Raw genomic sequence first — 19,015 nt, forward strand, 5'->3', positions numbered from 1 at the left:
TACAGTTAGGATGGTTATCATATTGATTTGAATATATTCCTGATGGTTTATTAAATTTAAAAACGCTATTTCACTTTTTAAATTAAGATTAACGCTACTCGGAATGCCTTGTTTTACTTTATGCTTTAGTCAAACCGGTACTCCGCTCAGGAATAAAAATGGATAACTTAGTCGATCGTCAGGTATTTTGTATTTCCGATGGCACGGCAATTACCGCAGAGGTACTTGGCCATGCGGTGATGTCACAATTCCCGGTATCTATCAACAGTATTACGCTGCCGTTTGTTGAAAACGAAAGCCGGGCAAAAGCGGTAAAAGAGCAGATTGACGCGATTTACCAGCAGACCGGCGTGCGCCCGCTGGTGTTTTATTCCATCGTTCTGCCCAATATCCGCGACATCATTATGCAGAGCGAAGGCTTCTGCCAGGACATCGTGCAGACGCTGGTCGCCCCGCTGCAGCAGGAGCTAAAGCTCGACCCTACGCCCGTCGCCCACAGAACCCACGGTCTTAATCCCGGCAATCTGACAAAGTACGATGCCCGCATTGCCGCCATAGACTACACGCTGGCGCACGATGACGGCATTTCGATGCGCAATCTGGACCAGGCGCAGGTGATTTTGCTGGGCGTCTCGCGCTGCGGAAAAACCCCAACCAGCCTCTATCTGGCCATGCAGTTTGGCATTCGCGCCGCCAACTACCCTTTTATTGCCGATGATATGGACAATATTCAGCTGCCCGCGGTGCTTAAACCGCTGCAGCACAAACTTTTTGGCCTGACCATCAACCCTGAACGGCTGGCCGCCATTCGCGAGGAGCGCCGCGAAAACAGCCGCTACGCCTCCCTGCGCCAGTGCCGTCTTGAGGTGGCGGAGGTGGAGGCGCTGTTCCGCAAAAACCAGATTCGCTACCTCAACAGCACCAATTACTCCGTAGAGGAGATGGCGACGAAAATTCTCGACATTATGGGGCTGAATCGCCGCATGTACTAAGAAACTAGTACAAAAGAGCAGACCTGTATGTTAGGGTGTACAGACTGCGGTGGGGCAATCCCTTCGCCAAAGCGGGCCGAATGTTGAAATCGGTCAGCTTTGGTTTATTGTGATCCCCATCACTTCCCGGTAAATCTGCCGCAGAGAAGACAAAAATTCTGAGACACCCAATGAACAAAACAGATGAATTGCGAACCGCGCGCATCGACAGTCTGGTGACCCCGGCCGAGCTGACCGAACGTTTCCCGGTTTCCGCTGATGTTGCGCAGCACGTGACCGCCGCACGCCGCCGGATCGAAAAGATCCTTACCGGCGAAGATAAGCGCCTGCTGGTTATCGTCGGCCCCTGCTCTATACACGATCTTGACGCCGCGATGGACTATGCGCGTCAGCTCAGAACGCTGCGCGATAAACATCAGGATCGCCTTGAGATTGTGATGCGCACCTACTTCGAAAAACCCCGCACCGTCGTCGGCTGGAAAGGATTAATTTCCGATCCCGATCTGAACGGCAGCTACCGGATTAATCACGGCCTCGAACAGGCTCGCCGCCTGCTGCTGCAGGTGAATGAGCTTGGTGTCCCCACCGCGACGGAATTCCTGGATATGGTGACCGGGCAGTATATCGCCGACCTGATCAGCTGGGGCGCGATTGGCGCACGCACGACCGAAAGCCAGATCCACCGTGAGATGGCGTCCGCCCTCTCCTGCCCGGTGGGCTTTAAGAACGGCACTGACGGCAATACCCGCATTGCGGTTGATGCCATCCGCGCCGCCCGCGCCAGCCATATGTTCCTCTCCCCAGATAAACAGGGGCAGATGACGATTTACCAGACCAGCGGCAACCCCTATGGCCATATTATTATGCGCGGCGGCAAGCAGCCGAATTACCACGCGGAAGATATCGCCGCGGCCTGCGACACGCTGAGCGCGTTCGACTTACCTGAGCATCTGGTGATTGATTTCAGCCACGGCAACTGCCAGAAACAGCATCGCCGCCAGCTGGAGGTGTGCGAAGATGTTTGCACGCAAATACGCAACGGCTCCCGCGCGATCGCCGGCATCATGGCGGAAAGTTTCCTGAAAGAGGGGACCCAGCAAATTGTCGCCGGCCAGCCGCTGACCTATGGCCAGTCGATCACCGATCCCTGCCTGAACTGGGAAGATACGGAAACGCTGGTCGCCATGCTGGCTCAGGCCACGGACCGACGCTTCTGATTTTTACGCCCGGCGGGTGTCCAATAACCCGCCGGATATCATAGCATTGCCCTTCACGACAACGCGTCCGCAGAAAAATTCCCCTGTTCACATTATTATCACAAATAATGCTTGCTGCTGATTCAGCTTTTTCTGATAATGATTCTCATTGTTATATTGATTGCTATTTATAAACAGAGTGAAGCGTATGGACAAACCATTCACCCCCGCCCGCCCTCAGCCTGAGAAAGAACCTCGTCAGGTTGACAGCAGAACGCTGCTCGGTGCCGATGGCCGCGTCGTTATTGTCCATGAGGGACAACAGTATCTGTTACGCCAGACTCAGGCCGGGAAGCTCATCCTGACCAAATAAATTAAACAAACCGATCCCCGCCACCAAACGGGGAAATTAGCCAGCCACCCAGGTTATCCCCAGGCAGCCAGCGCTTTCGTTATTCTTATGGAGAGTTGCGCTATGCCTCGCACCAACACAGCAGGTTTTCGTCTGTCTGTACTCACGTTAGCCGTTTTTACTGCCCTGCCCGCTTTTGCCAAAGACGAGCAGATGACCGTGGTTGCCACCGGTAACCAGCGCAGTACTTTCGAAGCCCCTATGATGGTCAGCGTTATCGACGCGAATTCGCCGGAGAGTCAGACCTCTACCTCTGCCGCGGACATGCTGCGTAAAGTCCCGGGAATCACCCTCGACGGCACCGGGCGCACCAACGGCCAGGATATCAACATGCGTGGTTACGACCGACGGGGCATACTTATCCTAGGTGGACGGTGTTCGTCAGGGGACCGATACCGGCCACCTGAACAGCACCTTCCTCGACCCGGCGCTGATCAAGCGCATTGAAGTGGTGCGTGGCCCGGCAGCCCTGCTTTACGGCAGCGGCGCACTCGGCGGCGTGATCTCCTATGAAACCGCAGACGCCGCCGACCTGTTGTTTGAAGGACAGAACAGCGGCTACCGCGTATTCGGTACCGGCGGCACCGGCGACCACAGCCTTGGCATGGGCGCAAGCGCCTTTGGCCGCACGGATAATCTGGACGGCGTCGTCGCCTGGTCCAGCCGCGACCGCGGTAATCTGCGCCAGAGCGACGGTGAAACGGCACCTAACGACGAAAATATTGGCAACCTGCTGACCAAAGGCACCTGGTATATCGACTCAGCCCCAGTCTCTTTCCGGCTCCCTGCGCTACTACAATAACAGCGCGCGCGAACCGAAAAACCCGCAGACGCCGGATGCCTCTTCCGGCAACCCAATGACCAATCGCTCGACCATTCAGCGTGACGCCCAGCTGAAATATCACCTGGGTCCGCAGGACAATGACTGGCTTAACGCCACCGCGACGGCCTGGTGGTCTGAAGCACGCATCAACGCTGAAACTCCCGGCCAGGGCGGCGAGTTCCGCAAGCAAACCACCAAAGGCGGCAAGCTTGAAAACCGCAGCCGTCTGTTTAACGACAGCTTTGCGGCTAACCTGGTGACCTATGGCGGCGAATATTACCGTCAGGAACAGAACCCGGGCGGTCTGACAACCGGTTTCCCGCAGGCGAAGATCGATTTCGGTTCCGGCTGGCTGCAGGATGAGATCACCCTGCGCGATCTGCCGATTTCCATTCTGGCCGGCACGCGCTACGACAACTACAGCGGCAGCAGCCAGGGTTATAAAGACGTAGACGCTGACAAGTGGTCATCACGCGGAGCGGTTTCCGTCAGCCCAACCGACTGGCTGATGCTGTTTGGCTCCTGGGCGCAGGCGTTCCGTGCCCCGACCATGGGCGAGATGTATAACGATTCTAAACACTTTACTATCCCGCGGCTCGGCACCAACTACTGGGTACCAAAACCCGAACCTGCGCCCGGAAACCAACGAAACGCAGGAGTACGGTTTCGGCCTGCGCTTCGACAATCTGGCAATGGCCAACGATGGCGTGGAGTTCAAAGCCAGCTACTTCGACACTAAAGCGAAAGATTACATCTCTACCGCAGTCGATATGCGCAAAAATGACGACCATGTCCTACAACGTTCCGAAAGCCAAAATCTGGGGCTGGGACGTGACCGCGAAGTACACCGCCGATCTGTTTAGCCTGGATACCGCCTATAACCGCACTCGTGGCAAAGATGAGGACACCGGCGAGTACATCTCCAGCCTGAACCCGGACACCGTCACCACCACGCTGGACATTCCGGTGGCGCACAGCGGCTTCTCCGTGGGCTGGGTCGGCACCTTCGCCGAGCGCTCCACCCACATCAGCAGCGCCTATGCACAGCAGCCGGGCTACGCGGTCAGCGATTTTTATGTCAGCTATAAAGGGCAGCAGCAGCTGCGTGGTTTAACCACCACGCTGGTGTTTGGCAACGCCTTCGATAAAGAGTACTGGTCTCCGCAGGGTCTCCCGCAGGATGGCCGCAACGGTAAAATTTTCGTGAGCTATCAATGGTAAAGGAGTTATTCATGAGTCAGCGTTACGACAGCTGGATCCAGCTTAAGCAAGAACACCCGAAAAAATATGCCCGGGATATCGCCAGACTGATGCAAATCAGCGAGGCGGAACTGACCCACGCTCGCGTCGGTCACGACGCATGGCGTCTGAATGGCGATGTGAAAGAGATCTTTGCCGCGCTGGAAGCCGTGGGTGAAACGAAGTGCATCTGCCGCAATGAATACGCGGTTCACGAGCAGGTAGGCCGCTTTGAGAATCAGCATCTTAACGGCCATGCTGGCCTGGTGCTGAATCCACGTGCGCTGGATCTTCGTTTGTTCCTGAATCAGTGGGCGAGCGTATTCCACGTGCGTGAAGAGACGGCTCGCGGGGAACGCCAGAGCATTCAGTTTTTCGATCATCAGGGCGACGCGCTGCTGAAGGTGTATACCACTGACAGCACGGACGTAGAGGCCTGGAGCGAGGTGCTGACCCGTTTCATCCACACCGAGAATCCGGCGCTGGCGATCAAAGCCGTGGAAGAAGCGGTGATGACCCCAACGATGGAAGCTGACAAAGTGGATGCTGAGTGGCGTGGGATGACCGACGTTCACCAGTTCTTCCAGCTGCTGAAGCGCCACCAGCTGACCCGTCAGCAGGCGTTCCGACTGGTGAAAGACGATCTGGCCTGCCGCGTGGATAACGAAGCCCTGTCCCGGCTGCTTAATCAGGCCAAAGAAGATGGCAACGAGATTATGATTTTCGTTGGCAATCGCGGCTGCGTGCAGATCTTTACCGGTGAAATCCACAAGGTGGTGCCGATGGAAAACTGGGTTAACGTCTTCAACCCGGAGTTCACGCTGCACCTGATGGGCGACACCATCGCCGAAAGCTGGGTGACCCGTAAGCCGACCGCCGATGGTCACGTCACCAGCCTCGAGCTGTTTGCCGCCGACGGCACGCAAATCGCTCAGCTGTACGGCCAGCGCACCGAAGGCCAGCCGGAACAAGAGCAGTGGCGCAATCAGATTGAAGCGCTGATCGGTAAAGGGCTTGCGGCATGAAACGCCTGTTACTCGCAGTCCTTGCCCTGCCGCTAATGGCAGGCGCGGCGGAGCGCGTGGTCACTATCGGTGGCGATGTCACCGAAATTGTCTGGGCGCTGGGTGCGGGTCAGGATGTGGTGGCTCGTGATAGCACGAGCCTTCATCCCGATGCCGTGAAAAAACTGCCGGATGTCGGCTATCTGCGCCAGCTTAATGCCGAAGGTATTCTTGCGATGCGCCCGACGCTGGTGCTGGCCAGCGCTCAGGCTCAACCTTCAATGGCCCTGAAGCAGATTGAGTCCAGCAAAGTGAAGGTCGTTACCGTACCGGCAGAAAATAATCTGGACAGCATCGATGCCAAAGTGGCCGCCGTGGCCAGCGCGCTGGGTAAAACGCAGGAAGGTGACAAACTGCGTAAAGAGCTCCACGACCAGCTGGCCGCGATCCCGGCGCAGCCGATTGGTAAGAAGGTGCTGTTTATCATGAGCCACGGCGGTATGACCGCTATGGCCGCCGGGCAGGAAACGGCCGCGGATGCAGCCATTCATGCTGCCGGTCTGAAGAACGCGATGCAGGGCTTTAAGCGCTACCAGCCGCTGTCCCAGGAAGGCGTAATTGCCAGCAAGCCTGACCTGATTCTGGTGACCACCGACGGGGTGAAAACCCTCGGCGGCGAAGAGAAGGTCTGGGCATTGCCGGGCCTCGCCCAGACGCCTGCGGGCAAAAACAAACAGCTGATGGTGGTGGATGACATGGCGCTGCTCGGCTTTGGCATTGATACCCCGCAGACGATCCTCGCCCTGCGCAAAAAAGCGGAGCAGCTGCCGTGATACGTCGCCCTTTGCCTCACCATGCCCTGTGTTTAATGGGGCTGGTTCTGCTGGCAATGGCGCTTATTGCCGCCAATCTTGGCGCCATGCGGCTCTCCGTGGCGGTCCTGTGGCAGGCGAATGACGACACGCTGCGCGATATCTGGCTGAACATTCGCCTGCCTCGAGTGCTGCTGGCCGCGCTGATTGGCGGCGCTCTGGCGCTCTCCGGCTGCGTGATGCAGGGGCTGTTTCGTAACCCGCTTGCCGACCCTGGTTTACTGGGGATCAGCAGCGGGGCTGCGCTGGCGGTGGGCCTCTCTATCGTCATGCCTCTGGCCCTGCCGGCGGTTCTCGCGCTCTATGCCCCGATGCTGGCGGCATTTGTAGGCAGCCTGGCGGTCACGCTGGCGATTTTCCTGCTTAGCCGGTCAGGAAACAACTCTCTTTCGCGTCTGCTGCTGGTGGGCATCGCAATAAACGCCCTCTGCGGCGCCGCGGTTGGCGTGCTTTCCTGGATAAGTAACGACACTCAGCTGCGCCAGCTTTCCCTGTGGGGCATGGGCAGCCTGGGCCAGGCACAATGGTCAACGTTGCTTGCGACCGCCTCGCTTATTCTTCCCGCCAGCCTGGGGATCTGGCTGCTTTCTAAGCGTCTTAATCTGCTCCAGCTTGGCGACGAAGAGGCGCATTATCTGGGCGTCGATGTGAAAACGACCCAGCGTCATCTGCTGATCCTCAGCGCGCTATTAGTGGCCGCTTCGGTGGCGATCAGCGGCGTTATCGGCTTTGTCGGGCTGGTAGTGCCGCATCTGGTGCGCATGTGGCTCGGCTCCGATCATCGCTGGCTGGTACCCGGCTCGGTGCTGGCAGGCGCGATGCTTTTGCTGGTTGCCGATACGCTGGCGCGAACGGTCGTCACCCCCGCAGAAATGCCGGTGGGCCTGCTGACCAGCCTGATAGGCGGCCCCTGGTTCCTGGCGATGATTTTCCGCAGCAAGGAGAGAGCGTGATGGACGAGATCCTGCAAACGCATCATGTTTCACTGAAAATGGGGCACCGTTATCTGATTGACGACGTGAACGTCAGCCTCAGGCCGGGCGAAGTGGTGGCGCTGATTGGCCCTAACGGCGCGGGAAAATCCACGCTGTTGCGGCTGTTGACGGGCTTTCAGCAGCCTGACAGCGGTCGCGTTGCTCTGGCAGGGCATGATTTAAGCCAGTGGTCCAACGACGCCCTTTCGCGTAAACGAGCGGTGATGCGCCAGCAAAGCAGTATGGCGTTTAGCTGGACGGTAGAAGACGTGATTGCCATGGGCCGGGCGCCCTGGCCGCAGGAGTCAACGGCAGAAGTCGTGGCGGAAGTTATGGCGTTAACCGGCTGTGACGACCTGAGCGGCAGAGATTTTTGTCGCCTGTCCGGCGGCGAACAGCAGCGGGTGCAGCTTGCCCGGGCGCTGGCGCAGCTTTGGTGCGACGGGCAGCCTCACGGCTGGCTGTTTCTGGACGAGCCAACGTCCGCGCTGGATCTCTACCACCAGCAGCACGTGCTGCGCCTGCTGCGTCGTCTCGCCAGAACGGGCACGCTGTCGGTCTGCGTAGTGCTGCATGATTTAAATCTGGCAGCGCTGTGGGCCGACCGCATTGTTCTGTTGCATAAAGGCAGAATGGTGGCGGACGGCACTCCAGACGAGGTGCTGGACGAGCAAATTTTACAGCGCTGGTATCAGGCGGATTTGCGGGTATTCCGGCATCCGGAACACCCGGTTCCTCAGGTAGGGCTGCGCCAGTAATCAGCTTGAGCAGCTGACTTCCAGCCGTTTTCCCCAGTCAGGCGGACGCTGCGTCAGGTCGTCCTGGCGGTCGATAAACGGCTGGAGCAGCGCCTGGTGCAGCTTAGCCAGTTCGCGAGTATCGCCCTGCTCTGCCGCCTCAATCGCACGCTGTGCCAGCCAGTTTCGCAAGACCAGCGCCGGGTTGACCGCCTGCATTTTCTGCTGCCGTTCCGCGTCACTCACCTGCTCGGCCTGAAGCCTCTCACGATAACGCCCAAACCACGCGTCAAAACTTGCCCGGTCGATAAACTCATCGCGCAGCGGCGATGCGGCACTGAGCTGCTCCGTCACGCTAAGCATGCGGAAGGTACGGGTATAATCGCTCCCCTCTTTGCTCATCAGAGCCAACAGCTCGCTGAGGATTTGATTGTCGTCCTGCTGCTCGGTAAAGAGACCAAGCTTTGCCCGCATCCGCTGGCCAAAGGCGCGCATAATGGCTGGCTGATAGCCATCCAGAATAGCGTTGAGCTTATCGGCTGAGATAAACGGAGACAGCGTCTGCGCCAGCCGCTGCAGGTTCCATAGCCCAACCGCTGGTTGGTTGTCGAAAGCATAGCGCCCCTGATAATCCGAATGGTTACAGATAAACTCAGGCTGGTAGTCATCAAGGAAACCATACGGGCCGTAGTCCATAGTCAGCCCCAGAATCGACATGTTATCCGTGTTCATCACGCCGTGCGCGAACCCCACCGTTTGCCAGAGGGCAATCAGCTTAGCGGTACGCTCCACCACATCGCGGAACCAGAGCGCATACCTTTCGTCCAGCCCCTGAAGATGCGGCCAGTGGTGGCGAATAGCGTAATCTGCAAGCTGCTGAACTTTCTCGGGCTCACGGCGATAGTAGAAATGCTCAAAATGACCGAAACGCAGGTGGCTCTCAGACACCCGCAGCAGCATGGCCCCCTGCTCAACCGTTTCACGCTGAACGGGCGTGTCGCTGGTGACAATCGTTAATGCCCTGGTCGTCGGGATCCCAAGCGCATGCATGGCTTCGCTGGCAAGAAACTCTCGTAAGGTGGAGCGCAACACGGCTCTCCCGTCACCCATACGCGAGTAGGGCGTTAAGCCCGCGCCTTTCAGGTGCCAGTCAACTTTGCGCCCGTCGGCCAGCTGCTGCTCACCCAGCAGAATACCGCGCCCGTCTCCCAGTTGCCCGGCCCAGACGCCGAACTGATGGCCACTGTAAACCTGAGCCAGCGGCTGCATCCCGGGCAGCAGCGTTTCGCCACTCCACACGCCCTGGTGCTGAGCATCAAAAAGGGAGCCATCAAGACCCAGTTCATCGGCCAGCGGCTGGCTGTGATAAAGCAGCCGTGCATTTTTTAGCGGCGTTGGATTTAATGCGCTGTAGAAACCCGGCAGCTCATCGTGCCAGGTATTCACAAAAGCTAAAGTATTGGTCATGGTTCCTCCACCCCACAGTGTAGCCCCACTCCGGCAAGATAAACACGGTGGCGCAGCAGGGACTTTAGTGAACGAGGCCTTCATGCGGCGGGAGAAGTGAGGCCAAATCCTGCGGCTGAACGAGCGGCCATTGCTTGCCCTGCATCGCGGCAAAGCCCAGCAGCTGCACTTTGCTCTGCGCGCTGGCGGTATCGATGCCGGCAATCAGTAAAGCCTCACAAAACGGAGAAACCTGCCCAAGAATGGCAAGCATAAACGGCGAGAAGGTGCGCCCCGAAAGCTGTTTCTGAATAAAAAAACGGTCCATGATCACGTGCCGGAACAGGCCATCAAAAATAGACTTTGTAGTGGCATGTCCGGCACCAAAGTCCGCCAGCCCCAGCGAAAAACGTTCCACCATCCAGGCCAGCCTTAAATTCATTTTGCCGCTATTTAAATCAGGAAAATTCTCGCTAATCGTTAATTCAATAAACGGCAGGGCTTTTAATCGGATATATAGAGCCTGGTTGTTAATTATCTCATCAATAATAATTTCATTAATTTGAACCCAAACAATAAGCTGGCGGGTGATAAAGAAATTCTGCTGTTCTTCAATTAAGGTTAATTTTTCTCTGAACAGCTCCAGGTGCTGTTCCGCGACAAGGTGAGGAACTAACAATTCAGTGGGAATACGCACTGGCGCACTGGCCCCCACGAAGTTTGCAACGATTTCGACACCCATGATGCTATCGTCCGGCCTGACGGCGGGACGATAATAAAGATGAGAACAATAAACACTATCAAGTGAAACAATCATTTTGCCAGCCCTGTGGATTTCTGGTTGGACGGCAGAGAGATACAGCGCCAATCCGAAAATAGTCGGATAGCTGCTATCGCTGTGAATTTCACACTCATCCCTGAAACGGTTAGACTTAATCTTTTAATTACTTTCAGCTTATCCTGGATATCCGTACATAGCCAGTTTTTAACGCAAATTGCGCACGGAATCGCGGGAAATTACGCAAGGTAAAAAAGATTCATTCTCACAATGTTCATTAAGTAATTTGCGCGTGGCGTACCGGGCCATATCGGCTATCGGGAAATAAACGCTGGTCAACGCGGGGCGGACAAACGCCGCACGGTCGCCACTGTCATAACAAATAAGGGATATATCCAGCGGAATGCGCAGACCTCGCTCCGTAATGGCCAGCATCGCGCCGACGGCCATCTCTTCATTACAGCAGTAAAGCGCGGTGATGTTATGCTGGTCGAGCAGCGCAGAAGTTTGCCGGTAGCCGCTTGGCATATCGTACTCCCCTTCTACCACCGCGGTCGGCGTAATTCCCCACGCAGCCATGGCCTCAAGAAACCCCTGCCGCCGCAGAAGGCTGGAGGAACGCTGGGTTGGACCGTGGATGCAGGCGATAGCGGTATGGCCCGCCTCGAGCAGATAACAGGTTGCCATATGGCTGGCGAGGCGGTGATCGAAGACCACGCAGCGCGAGCTTAATGCCGGCACCTCTCTGTCGAGAACGATAAATTGGTTACCCCGGTCTGCCAGCTGGATTAGCGCCTCATCGGCTATCGCGCGAACATGCAGGATCAGCCCATCGCAGCGCAAATTATAGAGCCGCTGGATGGCATTGCGCTCATTTTCTTCTGTGCCGCGCCCCTGCGTCACCAGCAGCTGCTTTCCGTTAGACTCGGCTTCAGTTTGCACGGTATCCATCAGCGCCCCGAAGAACCCGCCGGTATAGGAGGTGGTGACCAGACCTATCGAGTGGCTCTGGCTGGACGCCAGCGCTCTGGCAGCAGGATTGGGGGAATAACCCAGCTCGGCAATCGCGGCTTCAACCTTAATACGGGTTTGCGATTTAACCTTAGTGTCGCCGTTGACCACGCGCGAAACGGTGGCGCGGGAGACGCCCGCGTGAGCAGCAACATCTTCGAGGGTGACCATGAAACAATCCTTAACGGGAAAACCAAATCGCCCCCCGATATTACCTGATATTCAAAACCGCGTTGACGCCGCCCGTAGTTTTGCGGGAACGGTCACGATTTTCAGCTAAGAAAAGATAAAAGGGGTTATATACGGCGGGCCTGCCAGAATTTTTTACGCCAGTAAACGTTATCCAGAGAGGAACGCATTACGCCGCGGCTGGTGGAAGCGTGAATAAAGGTATTGTCGGTATCATAAATGCCGACGTGCAGGCCGCTTTCGCCCGAGCCGGTTTTAAAGAATACCAGGTCACCGGGCAGCAGGTCGTCTTTATCGATTTTGGTGCCGATTTCTGCCTGCTCGCTGGTCATGCGCGGCAGCATGAGGTCAAATTTATCGCGGAAGGTCATCAGCACAAAACCAGAGCAGTCAACGCCGCGTCGGCTCATGCCGCCATAAGTGTACGGCGTACCGTGCCAGCTGCGCAGCTGATCGTTTAACTGGGCGATAACGGTAATGGAATCGGAAAGTCGGGCGTTCGGATGAGGAGCATTATGGCTACACCCCACCAACACTATGCATGCCACTGCAATAAGCCACAAACGCATTTTCAGACAACTCCCGGTCTTGCTGTTTCCAGTAATTTAGCCTGTCGCGCCGAATTATTGCAAGCTTTCCGCGACGTTATAGCGGGCTTATCAGCATACTGTGCCCTTCGATACGCAATAATCGAAACGGCATCTGGTAAGCGGCGGTTAAATTCTCTGGCGTTAGCACCTCATCTCTATTCCCCTGAGCCACCATTTTCCCCTCTCGCAACAGCCATACTTTATGCGCATGACGCAGGCTATGGTTTAAATCATGGCTGCTCATCACCACCGCGATACCGGCTTCACAAAAGGCGTACAGTAGGCGATCCAGCGCGACCTGCTGGGCAACGTCAAGGCTGTTCATAGGCTCATCCAGCAGCAGCAACTGCCCTTCGGGGTTGCTCGAAGGATCAATCTGCAGCAGTACCGCCGCCAGGCGTATCCGCTGCCATTCGCCGCCGGAAAGCTGGTTAACCGGCCGCGTCAGTTTGTCGGTAAGCCACAGCGCCTCAGCCAGGCGCAGCATGGCGGCGTCGGCCTCAGGCGAAGGCTGATGCAGCTGCAGATAGTGCCAGACAGGCATGGCAAAAGGAGGAAGCTGCTGCTGGCCAAGCCAGGCGCGGCACCGGGAAAGCTTAGCGGGAGGGCATTCGTCAAGCGGCCGCTGGTTAAGCAGAAGACGGCCAGACCCTGAACTTAACCCCGCCATCCGCGTTAGCAGCGTGCTTTTCCCTGCCCCGTTAGGTCCGACAAGGTGGATCAGCTCGCCAGGCTCCACCGACGCGGTAACCGGCCCAAGCCGGCCCGCGACGGTGATGCCTGTCATTTGCAAAACAGACAAGTTACTTAGCCAGCGCCTGTTTAATCGCATCCAGCACGAGGGGATCTTCCGGCGTCATATCCGGAGAGAAGCGCTGGATGACCTTGCCGTCACGGCCGATGAGGAACTTCTCAAAGTTCCACAGGATATCGTCAGGGTAAAGTGGACCACGCCCTTTGCTGTTCATGCGCTCTAAAAAACCGCTGCCTTCTGGCGCTACGGCAGTTGGGCGGGCATCAATCAGCTTCTGATAAAACGGGTGACGATGTTCGCCGTTGACGTCGATTTTGCTGAACAGCGGGAAAGTGACGCCATAGGTGGTGCTGCAGAAGGTTTTTATCTCCTCGCTGCTGCCCGGCTCTTGCCCCAGGAACTGATTACACGGGAAGCCCAGCACGCTAAAGCCCTGGTCCTCAAAGTCCTTCTGCAGGTTTTCCAGCTGCTCGTACTGCGGCGTCAGCCCGCATTTGGAGGCGACGTTCACCACCAGCAGCACTTTACCCTGCCAGTTCTCCAGCGTGGTGCTATCACCGTCAATCGTGGTGACTTCGGTATTCAGAACATTGCTTTGCATATCATCCCCTTCCTCTGTGAGCCGAATTAACGTCCGGCTTTCAATAATAGCCAGATAAACACCGGCGCGCCGAGCGTAGCGGTCACTACGCCTACAGGCAGCTCTGCAGAGCTTAAAGCAAGCCGCGCTACCACGTCCGCTCCGGTCAACACTGTCGCCCCGGCCAGCGCACTGGCAGGCAGCAATACGCGATGGTCGGTTAGCCCCTTGAGCCGCAGCATATGCGGGATCACCAGGCCAACGAACCCGATAGTTCCGGCAAGCGCAACGCTGACGCCGACCAGCCAGCCGGTGGCGACAACCAAAATATTGCGCCACAGCCAGACGGGCAGTCCAAGCTGGCGGGCTGAGTTTTCGCCCAGCGCCATCAGGTTAAGCGGCGCATGCTGACGACACAGCCAAACCACAACCGGCAGCAGCGCCACCATCAGCCAGCCTTGCCGCCAGTCCACGCCGCCAAATCCGCCCATCAGCCAGTACATAAGCTGGCGCAGATCGAGGCTGGAGCTAAAGTAGACGGCCCAGGTCATCAGCGCGCTACAAATAATTCCGAGCGCGACACCTGCAAGTAATAGACGACCGGTGGAGAGATGACGACGGGAAAAACGTAACAGAATAAGTGTGATTGCTAAGGCCCCGAGGATAGCGCACAGCCCGAGTGCCCAGCCGGGCAGCATCCCCTGCCCGAGCAGCAGGGCGATAACCAGCGCAACGCCAGCGCCGCTGGAGACGCCGAGCAAACCGGGTTCCGCAAGGGGGTTTTCAAACAAGGCCTGCATAATGGCGCCGGTCAGCGCCAGGGCAGCACCGACCAGCAGGACGGCCAGCGTGCGGGGTAATCGGATTTGCCAGATAAATAGCTGCGCCTCATCGCTCCACCACGAGAGCGGCGAAAACCAGACATCTCCCGCACACAGGCTGAGCGTCAGCATAGCCACTGCCGCCAGGGTCAGGGCGACCAGCCAGCGGCGCTCAACCCGGCGGTGTCTGGTTACAAAACTCAGCATTCCGTAAAGGCTCCCCTGACATATTTATGCGCATGATTTTACGGGGAGTTGTTAATAGTGCAAAGCAAAACATGAATTCCAGCGTTATTCGTGCCTGGGCTAATAAGGCCCTTTATAGCCATTTTTTGAGCGGCATCCACAAATCGCAGTATTCATATTGACTCTTTTTTCACTCTTACTGTACGGTCTGGCATCAGGAATGTGTGCCATTCCTGATTGATTGCCAGAGCCCAGAGAACAGCAATCTTCGATAATTATCTGATTATCGAATTGCTGTGATTTGGGCTTTTTTCATGATGTAAAACGAAAACGTATAGATTGTATTCATACACCAGGAGTTGAATTTAAAATAACAACTTAAGCTACAAGGATAATATGAAATGATAAAGGGAATAGTCATTGTCTGTCTCAGCGGGCTTATCAGTCTGCAAGCCAGCGCTAAAATTAAACATGATACTCAACCCGCGGATTATATTCTGGAGCAGGCCTTTGTTGTCAGCCGCCATAATCTTCGCACGCCGTTCACATCAACCAGTAAAACCCTGAGTCAGGCTACATCAAAACCATGGCCTCAGTGGGACAACAAGGGCAATGAGTTAACGACCAGGGGCGGAGCGCTAGAAGTCTATATGGGCCACTACTTTAGCCTATGGCTAAAAAGTCATCGACTCCTTAAGGAGGCTGCCTGCCCGGATCGGGAAGAGGTCTACCTCTATGCTAACCGGCGTCAACGTACCGTCGCCACAGCACAGTTCTTCGCCGCCGGCGCATTTCCCGGCTGCGACATCCAGGTTCAGCATCTTCCCTTACCGGAAAAAGATACCTGGGAATCAATGGATCCGATATTCAACTATGTCATAACGGATACCAGCGACGCTTTCAAAACGATGGCGCTAACGGCGATGAATGACAAAATCCACTCCCTGGCGCTCGCCGACTCCTATCATCTGCTTGAAGAGATACTTGATTTTAAAAACTCTAAATTCTGCAAAGAAGATAAGCTGTGTCATTTTGCACAAATGAAAAATACTTTTACAGCCGCGCCAGGAAGCGATCCCCATATAGTCGGCGCCCTTAAAGCAGGCTATTCCATTACCGAAGCACTTATGATGGAATATTATGAAGGCTTCCCGCTCCACCAGATAACCTGGGGTAAAACGCTTAGCGCTCAACAATGGAAGCAACTTTTAAAATTAAGAAACGGCTATCTTGATACACAGTTTTCCTCTCCCGCCGTTGCGCAGAATTTAGCAAAACCGCTGCTGGTAACGATGCATGACTTTTTTATTAAAATACCCGCTAAGCCACGGCCAAAAATGACGTTGCTCATCGGGCACGACACCAATATTGCCACCCTGCTCTCAGCGCTTCGCGTCAATCCCTATCAACTGCCTCGGCAGTTCGAAACGACGCCCATCGGGGGAAAAGTCGTGTTCCAGCGCTGGAGAAGACAGGCTGACGGTATGCCGTTCCTAAAGGTTGACTATATTTATCAGAGCAGCGATCAGCTGCGCAATCTGGAAAAATTAACTCTCAATCACCCACCGCAGCACTTCACGCTATCCTTCCAGGGATGTTCGACCGATCCCCAGGGTTTCTGCCGATGGGATGACTTCGAGGAAGTCATGAACGCCGCCCTGGCTAACTGAAAACCAAAGAAAAAGGCCGCGTTAGCGGCCTTTTGTTAACTCAGGTTACTCGTCTTTTGGCGACGCGTTTTCAACCCGACTTTTTAGCTTCTGACCAGGTCGGAAGGTCACCACACGGCGCGCCGTAATGGGAATATCTTCGCCGGTCTTCGGGTTGCGCCCGGGACGTTGGTTTTTATCGCGTAAGTCAAAATTACCAAAGCCCGAGAGTTTCACCTGCTCACCGTTTTCCAGAGCGCGACGGATCTCTTCGAAAAACAGCTCTACGAGCTCTTTGGCATCTCGTTTGCTAAGCCCGAGCTTATCAAACAGATATTCTGACATTTCAGCTTTTGTAAGCGCCATACGTTCAATCCCTCAATGATGCCTGGAATCGCTCTTTTAATGCCTCTACACATTTTGCAACGGTAGCGGCCATCTCCTCTTCTTCGAGTGTACGGCCCGTATCCTGAAGGATAAGGCTTATGGCCAGGCTCTTGTAGCCATCGGCTACGCCCTTGCCACGGTACACGTCAAATAAGTTTACGCCAACTACCTGATTTGCGCCAACTTTCTTACACTCGGCCAAAATATCTGCTGCGGGAACGTTTTCAGCCACCACAACGGCGATATCTCGACGGTTCGCCGGGAAGCGTGAAACTTCCTGAGCCTCAGGCACCACGCGGTCTGCAAGCTTGTTCCACAGGACTTCGAACACCAGCGTGCGGCCATTAAGATCCAGTTTACGCTCCAGCTCCGGGTGAACAACACCAATGAAACCAATGCATTCACCTGCTAAATAAATGGCAGCACTTTGCCCTGGATGCAAGGCCGGATTTGCCTGTGCTCTGAATTCGATGTCCGAAAGTTTGCCGGTCAGGGCTAAAACGGACTCCAGATCGCCTTTCAGATCATAGAAGTCAACGGTGTTACGCGCCAGATCCCAGTGCTCTTCGTAGCGGTTGCCGCAGATAGCGCCCGCCAGCATAAGATCCTGGCGAATGCCAAGGTCTGCGTGAGTATCAGGCACAAAGCGCAGGCCCGACTCAAAAATACGCACGCGGCTTTGCTGGCGATTCTGGTTATAAACCACGGTCGTCAGCAGGCCGCTCCACAGCGACAGACGCATAGCGGACATGTCGGCAGAGATCGGATTAGGAAGAATCAGATTTTCTTCGCCCGGGTGCAGAAGCTGCTGAATTTTCGGGTCGACAAAGCTGTAGGTGATCACTTCCTGATAGCCTTTGTCCACCAGCATGGTTTTCACACGCTTCAGGGAAAGGTCAGCTTCGCGATGGGTTCCCATCACCAGACCGGCCTGTACCGGGCTGTCTGGAATGTTGTTATAGCCGTAGACGCGCGCGACTTCTTCCACCAGGTCTTCTTCAATCTCCATGTCGAAACGCCAGCCTGGCGCCACGGCAGTCCACTGGTCCTGACCTTCGGTCACTTCACAGCCCAGACGACGCAGGATATCGCTTACCTGAGCATCATCAATGTGGTGGCCAATCAGGCGATCCAGCTTGCTGCGACGAAGGGTGATGGTGGCACGCTTCGGCAGGTGCGCTTCGCTTGTCACATCGATAACCGGGCCAGCTTCGCCGCCGCAGATATCCACCAGCAGGCGGGTAGCGCGTTCCATCGCTTTATACTGCAGCGTAGGATCTACGCCGCGCTCGTAGCGGTGGGATGCGTCTGTATGCAGACCGTGACGACGGGCGCGACCGGTGATGGACAGCGGGCTGAAGAAAGCACACTCCAGCAGCACGTTCTGAGTTTCGTCGTTAACGCCTGAATGTTCGCCGCCGAAGATGCCGCCCATTGCCAGGGCTTTGCCGTGGTCGGCAATCACCAGGGTGTCGGCATTCAGCTTAGCTTCGCTGCCGTCCAGCAGAACCAGGGTTTCGCCCTCTTCTGCCATACGTACCACGATGCCACCGTCGATGCGGTTCAGGTCGAAGGCGTGCATCGGCTGCCCCAGCTCCAGCAGCACGTAGTTGGTGACATCAACGACTGCATCGATAGAGCGGATACCGCAGCGACGCAGCTTCTCTTTCATCCACAGCGGCGTTGGCGCCTTAACGTTGATGCCTTTAACAACGCGGCCCAGGTAGCGCGGGCAGGCCTCTGCGGCGTCTACGCGAATGGGCAGCGTGTCATTGATAGTCGCAGCTACGGCCATAATCTCTGGCTCAACCAGCGGCAGCTTGTTCACAACGGCAACGTCACGAGCCACGCCGATAATGCCGAGGCAGTCGGCACGGTTTGGCGTTACGCTGATTTCGATGGTGTTGTCGTCAAGCTTCAGGTATTCACGAATGTCGGTGCCAACTGGCGCGTCCGCTGGAAGCTCGATGATGCCGTTATGGTCATCGGATATACCCAGCTCGGAGAAGGAGCACAGCATCCCTTCAGACGGCTCGCCACGAAGCTTAGCGGCCTTAATTTTGAAATCGCCCGGCAGAACGGCACCGACGGTAGCCACGGCCACTTTCAGGCCCTGACGGCAGTTTGGCGCGCCGCACACGATGTCCAGCAGACGATCGCCGCCGACGTTAACTTTTGTCACGCGCAGTTTGTCGGCGTTCGGGTGCTGACCGCAATCGACCACTTCACCGACCACAACGCCGTGGAAAGCACCGGCAACGGCATCAACGCCGTCAACTTCAAGACCTGCCATGGTGATCTGGCCGGAAAGTTCTTCACTGCTGTTGGCTGGGTTTACCCATTCGCGTAACCAGAGTTCACTGAATTTCATTGGA

20 protein-coding genes and 1 pseudogene are annotated in these 19,015 nt (G+C 56.1%); 12 read left to right on the top strand and 9 right to left on the bottom strand.

What is annotated here, in order from left to right; all coding sequences use genetic code 11:
• Positions 1–158 precede the first annotated feature (158 nt).
• The 11 genes and pseudogenes from ppsR to EL098_RS12910 all read left to right on the top strand — a co-directional run bounded on the left by ppsR (position 159) and on the right by EL098_RS12910 (position 8,270).
• Positions 159–992: a posphoenolpyruvate synthetase regulatory kinase/phosphorylase PpsR gene (gene ppsR, locus EL098_RS12875; protein ID WP_008456534.1), complete on the top strand. Its 834-nt coding sequence runs from the start codon at positions 159–161 to the stop codon at positions 990–992.
• Between the two features lie 170 nt (positions 993–1,162).
• Positions 1,163–2,209, top strand: coding sequence for a 3-deoxy-7-phosphoheptulonate synthase AroH (aroH, locus tag EL098_RS12880; protein WP_126356571.1), 1,047 nt, complete (start codon positions 1,163–1,165; stop codon positions 2,207–2,209).
• A gap of 187 nt (positions 2,210–2,396) precedes the next feature.
• Entirely contained in the window at positions 2,397–2,561 is a 165-nt protein-coding gene (hemP, locus tag EL098_RS12885; RefSeq protein WP_126356573.1) for a hemin uptake protein HemP, read from the top strand.
• Between the two features lie 102 nt (positions 2,562–2,663).
• Positions 2,664–3,047 (top strand): TonB-dependent receptor plug domain-containing protein, encoded by a 384-nt coding sequence (locus EL098_RS23725; protein WP_331852842.1) that lies wholly within the window; start codon positions 2,664–2,666, stop codon positions 3,045–3,047.
• A complete protein-coding gene (locus tag EL098_RS23730; protein WP_331852843.1) occupies positions 2,968–3,402 on the top strand; it encodes a TonB-dependent receptor plug domain-containing protein in 435 nt (144 codons plus the stop codon). The genes EL098_RS23725 and EL098_RS23730 overlap by 80 nt, the downstream gene beginning before the upstream one ends.
• Positions 3,386–4,162, top strand: coding sequence for a TonB-dependent receptor domain-containing protein (locus EL098_RS23735; RefSeq protein WP_331852859.1), 777 nt, complete (start codon positions 3,386–3,388; stop codon positions 4,160–4,162). Before EL098_RS23730 ends, EL098_RS23735 begins: the two co-directional genes overlap by 17 nt.
• Positions 4,053–4,644 (top strand): annotated as a pseudogene (locus EL098_RS23740) (TonB-dependent receptor domain-containing protein). Before EL098_RS23735 ends, EL098_RS23740 begins: the two are co-directional and overlap by 110 nt.
• Before the next feature lie 11 nt (positions 4,645–4,655).
• Complete coding sequence (locus tag EL098_RS12895; RefSeq protein WP_126356574.1) at positions 4,656–5,687, top strand: hemin-degrading factor; 1,032 nt, start codon at positions 4,656–4,658, stop codon at positions 5,685–5,687.
• On the top strand, positions 5,684–6,499 hold the full coding sequence (locus EL098_RS12900; RefSeq protein ID WP_126356576.1) for a heme/hemin ABC transporter substrate-binding protein: 816 nt from the start codon (positions 5,684–5,686) through the stop codon (positions 6,497–6,499). Before EL098_RS12895 ends, EL098_RS12900 begins: the two co-directional genes overlap by 4 nt.
• A gap of 35 nt (positions 6,500–6,534) precedes the next feature.
• Positions 6,535–7,491, top strand: coding sequence for a FecCD family ABC transporter permease (locus tag EL098_RS12905; RefSeq protein WP_126358440.1), 957 nt, complete (start codon positions 6,535–6,537; stop codon positions 7,489–7,491).
• Entirely contained in the window at positions 7,491–8,270 is a 780-nt protein-coding gene (locus EL098_RS12910) for a heme ABC transporter ATP-binding protein (protein WP_126358441.1), read from the top strand. The genes EL098_RS12905 and EL098_RS12910 overlap by 1 nt, the downstream gene beginning before the upstream one ends.
• Here the strand turns inward: EL098_RS12910 and selO are convergent, their stop codons facing one another.
• The 7 genes from selO to btuC all read right to left on the bottom strand — a co-directional run bounded on the left by selO (position 8,271) and on the right by btuC (position 14,625).
• The gene (gene selO, locus EL098_RS12915) at positions 8,271–9,716 is read right to left on the bottom strand and encodes a protein adenylyltransferase SelO (protein ID WP_126356577.1); all 1,446 of its coding nucleotides are present in this window, start codon (positions 9,714–9,716) and stop codon (positions 8,271–8,273) included. It lies immediately after the preceding gene.
• A 64-nt stretch (positions 9,717–9,780) separates the two neighbouring features.
• A complete protein-coding gene (locus EL098_RS12920; RefSeq protein WP_126356579.1) occupies positions 9,781–10,512 on the bottom strand; it encodes an EAL domain-containing protein in 732 nt (243 codons plus the stop codon).
• 168 nt (positions 10,513–10,680) lie between these two features.
• The gene (locus EL098_RS12925; RefSeq protein ID WP_126356580.1) at positions 10,681–11,655 is read right to left on the bottom strand and encodes a LacI family DNA-binding transcriptional regulator; all 975 of its coding nucleotides are present in this window, start codon (positions 11,653–11,655) and stop codon (positions 10,681–10,683) included.
• Between the two features lie 125 nt (positions 11,656–11,780).
• Positions 11,781–12,242, bottom strand: coding sequence for a C40 family peptidase (locus EL098_RS12930; RefSeq protein WP_045782223.1), 462 nt, complete (start codon positions 12,240–12,242; stop codon positions 11,781–11,783).
• Positions 12,243–12,318: 76 nt separating this feature from the next.
• Complete coding sequence (gene btuD / locus EL098_RS12935) at positions 12,319–13,050, bottom strand: vitamin B12 ABC transporter ATP-binding protein BtuD (RefSeq protein WP_408609131.1); 732 nt, start codon at positions 13,048–13,050, stop codon at positions 12,319–12,321.
• 16 nt (positions 13,051–13,066) lie between these two features.
• Positions 13,067–13,618, bottom strand: a complete 552-nt coding sequence (locus EL098_RS12940) for a glutathione peroxidase (RefSeq protein ID WP_126356584.1) — start codon at positions 13,616–13,618, stop codon at positions 13,067–13,069.
• 26 nt (positions 13,619–13,644) lie between these two features.
• Entirely contained in the window at positions 13,645–14,625 is a 981-nt protein-coding gene (gene btuC / locus EL098_RS12945; protein WP_126356586.1) for a vitamin B12 ABC transporter permease BtuC, read from the bottom strand.
• Positions 14,626–15,005: 380 nt separating this feature from the next.
• On the opposite strand from btuC, the gene agp reads away from it, so the two are divergent.
• Positions 15,006–16,274, top strand: coding sequence for a bifunctional glucose-1-phosphatase/inositol phosphatase (agp, locus tag EL098_RS12950; RefSeq protein ID WP_126356588.1), 1,269 nt, complete (start codon positions 15,006–15,008; stop codon positions 16,272–16,274).
• A gap of 45 nt (positions 16,275–16,319) precedes the next feature.
• Here agp and ihfA read toward each other — a convergent pair whose 3' ends face one another.
• Together ihfA and pheT are read right to left on the bottom strand one after the other, a co-directional pair.
• Complete coding sequence (gene ihfA / locus EL098_RS12955) at positions 16,320–16,619, bottom strand: integration host factor subunit alpha (protein ID WP_001229265.1); 300 nt, start codon at positions 16,617–16,619, stop codon at positions 16,320–16,322.
• 4 nt (positions 16,620–16,623) lie between these two features.
• Complete coding sequence (gene pheT / locus EL098_RS12960; protein WP_126356589.1) at positions 16,624–19,011, bottom strand: phenylalanine--tRNA ligase subunit beta; 2,388 nt, start codon at positions 19,009–19,011, stop codon at positions 16,624–16,626.
• Between the last annotated feature and the right edge of the window lie 4 nt (positions 19,012–19,015).

Source organism: Cedecea lapagei (assembly GCF_900635955.1).
Lineage (GTDB): Bacteria > Pseudomonadota > Gammaproteobacteria > Enterobacterales > Enterobacteriaceae > Cedecea > Cedecea lapagei.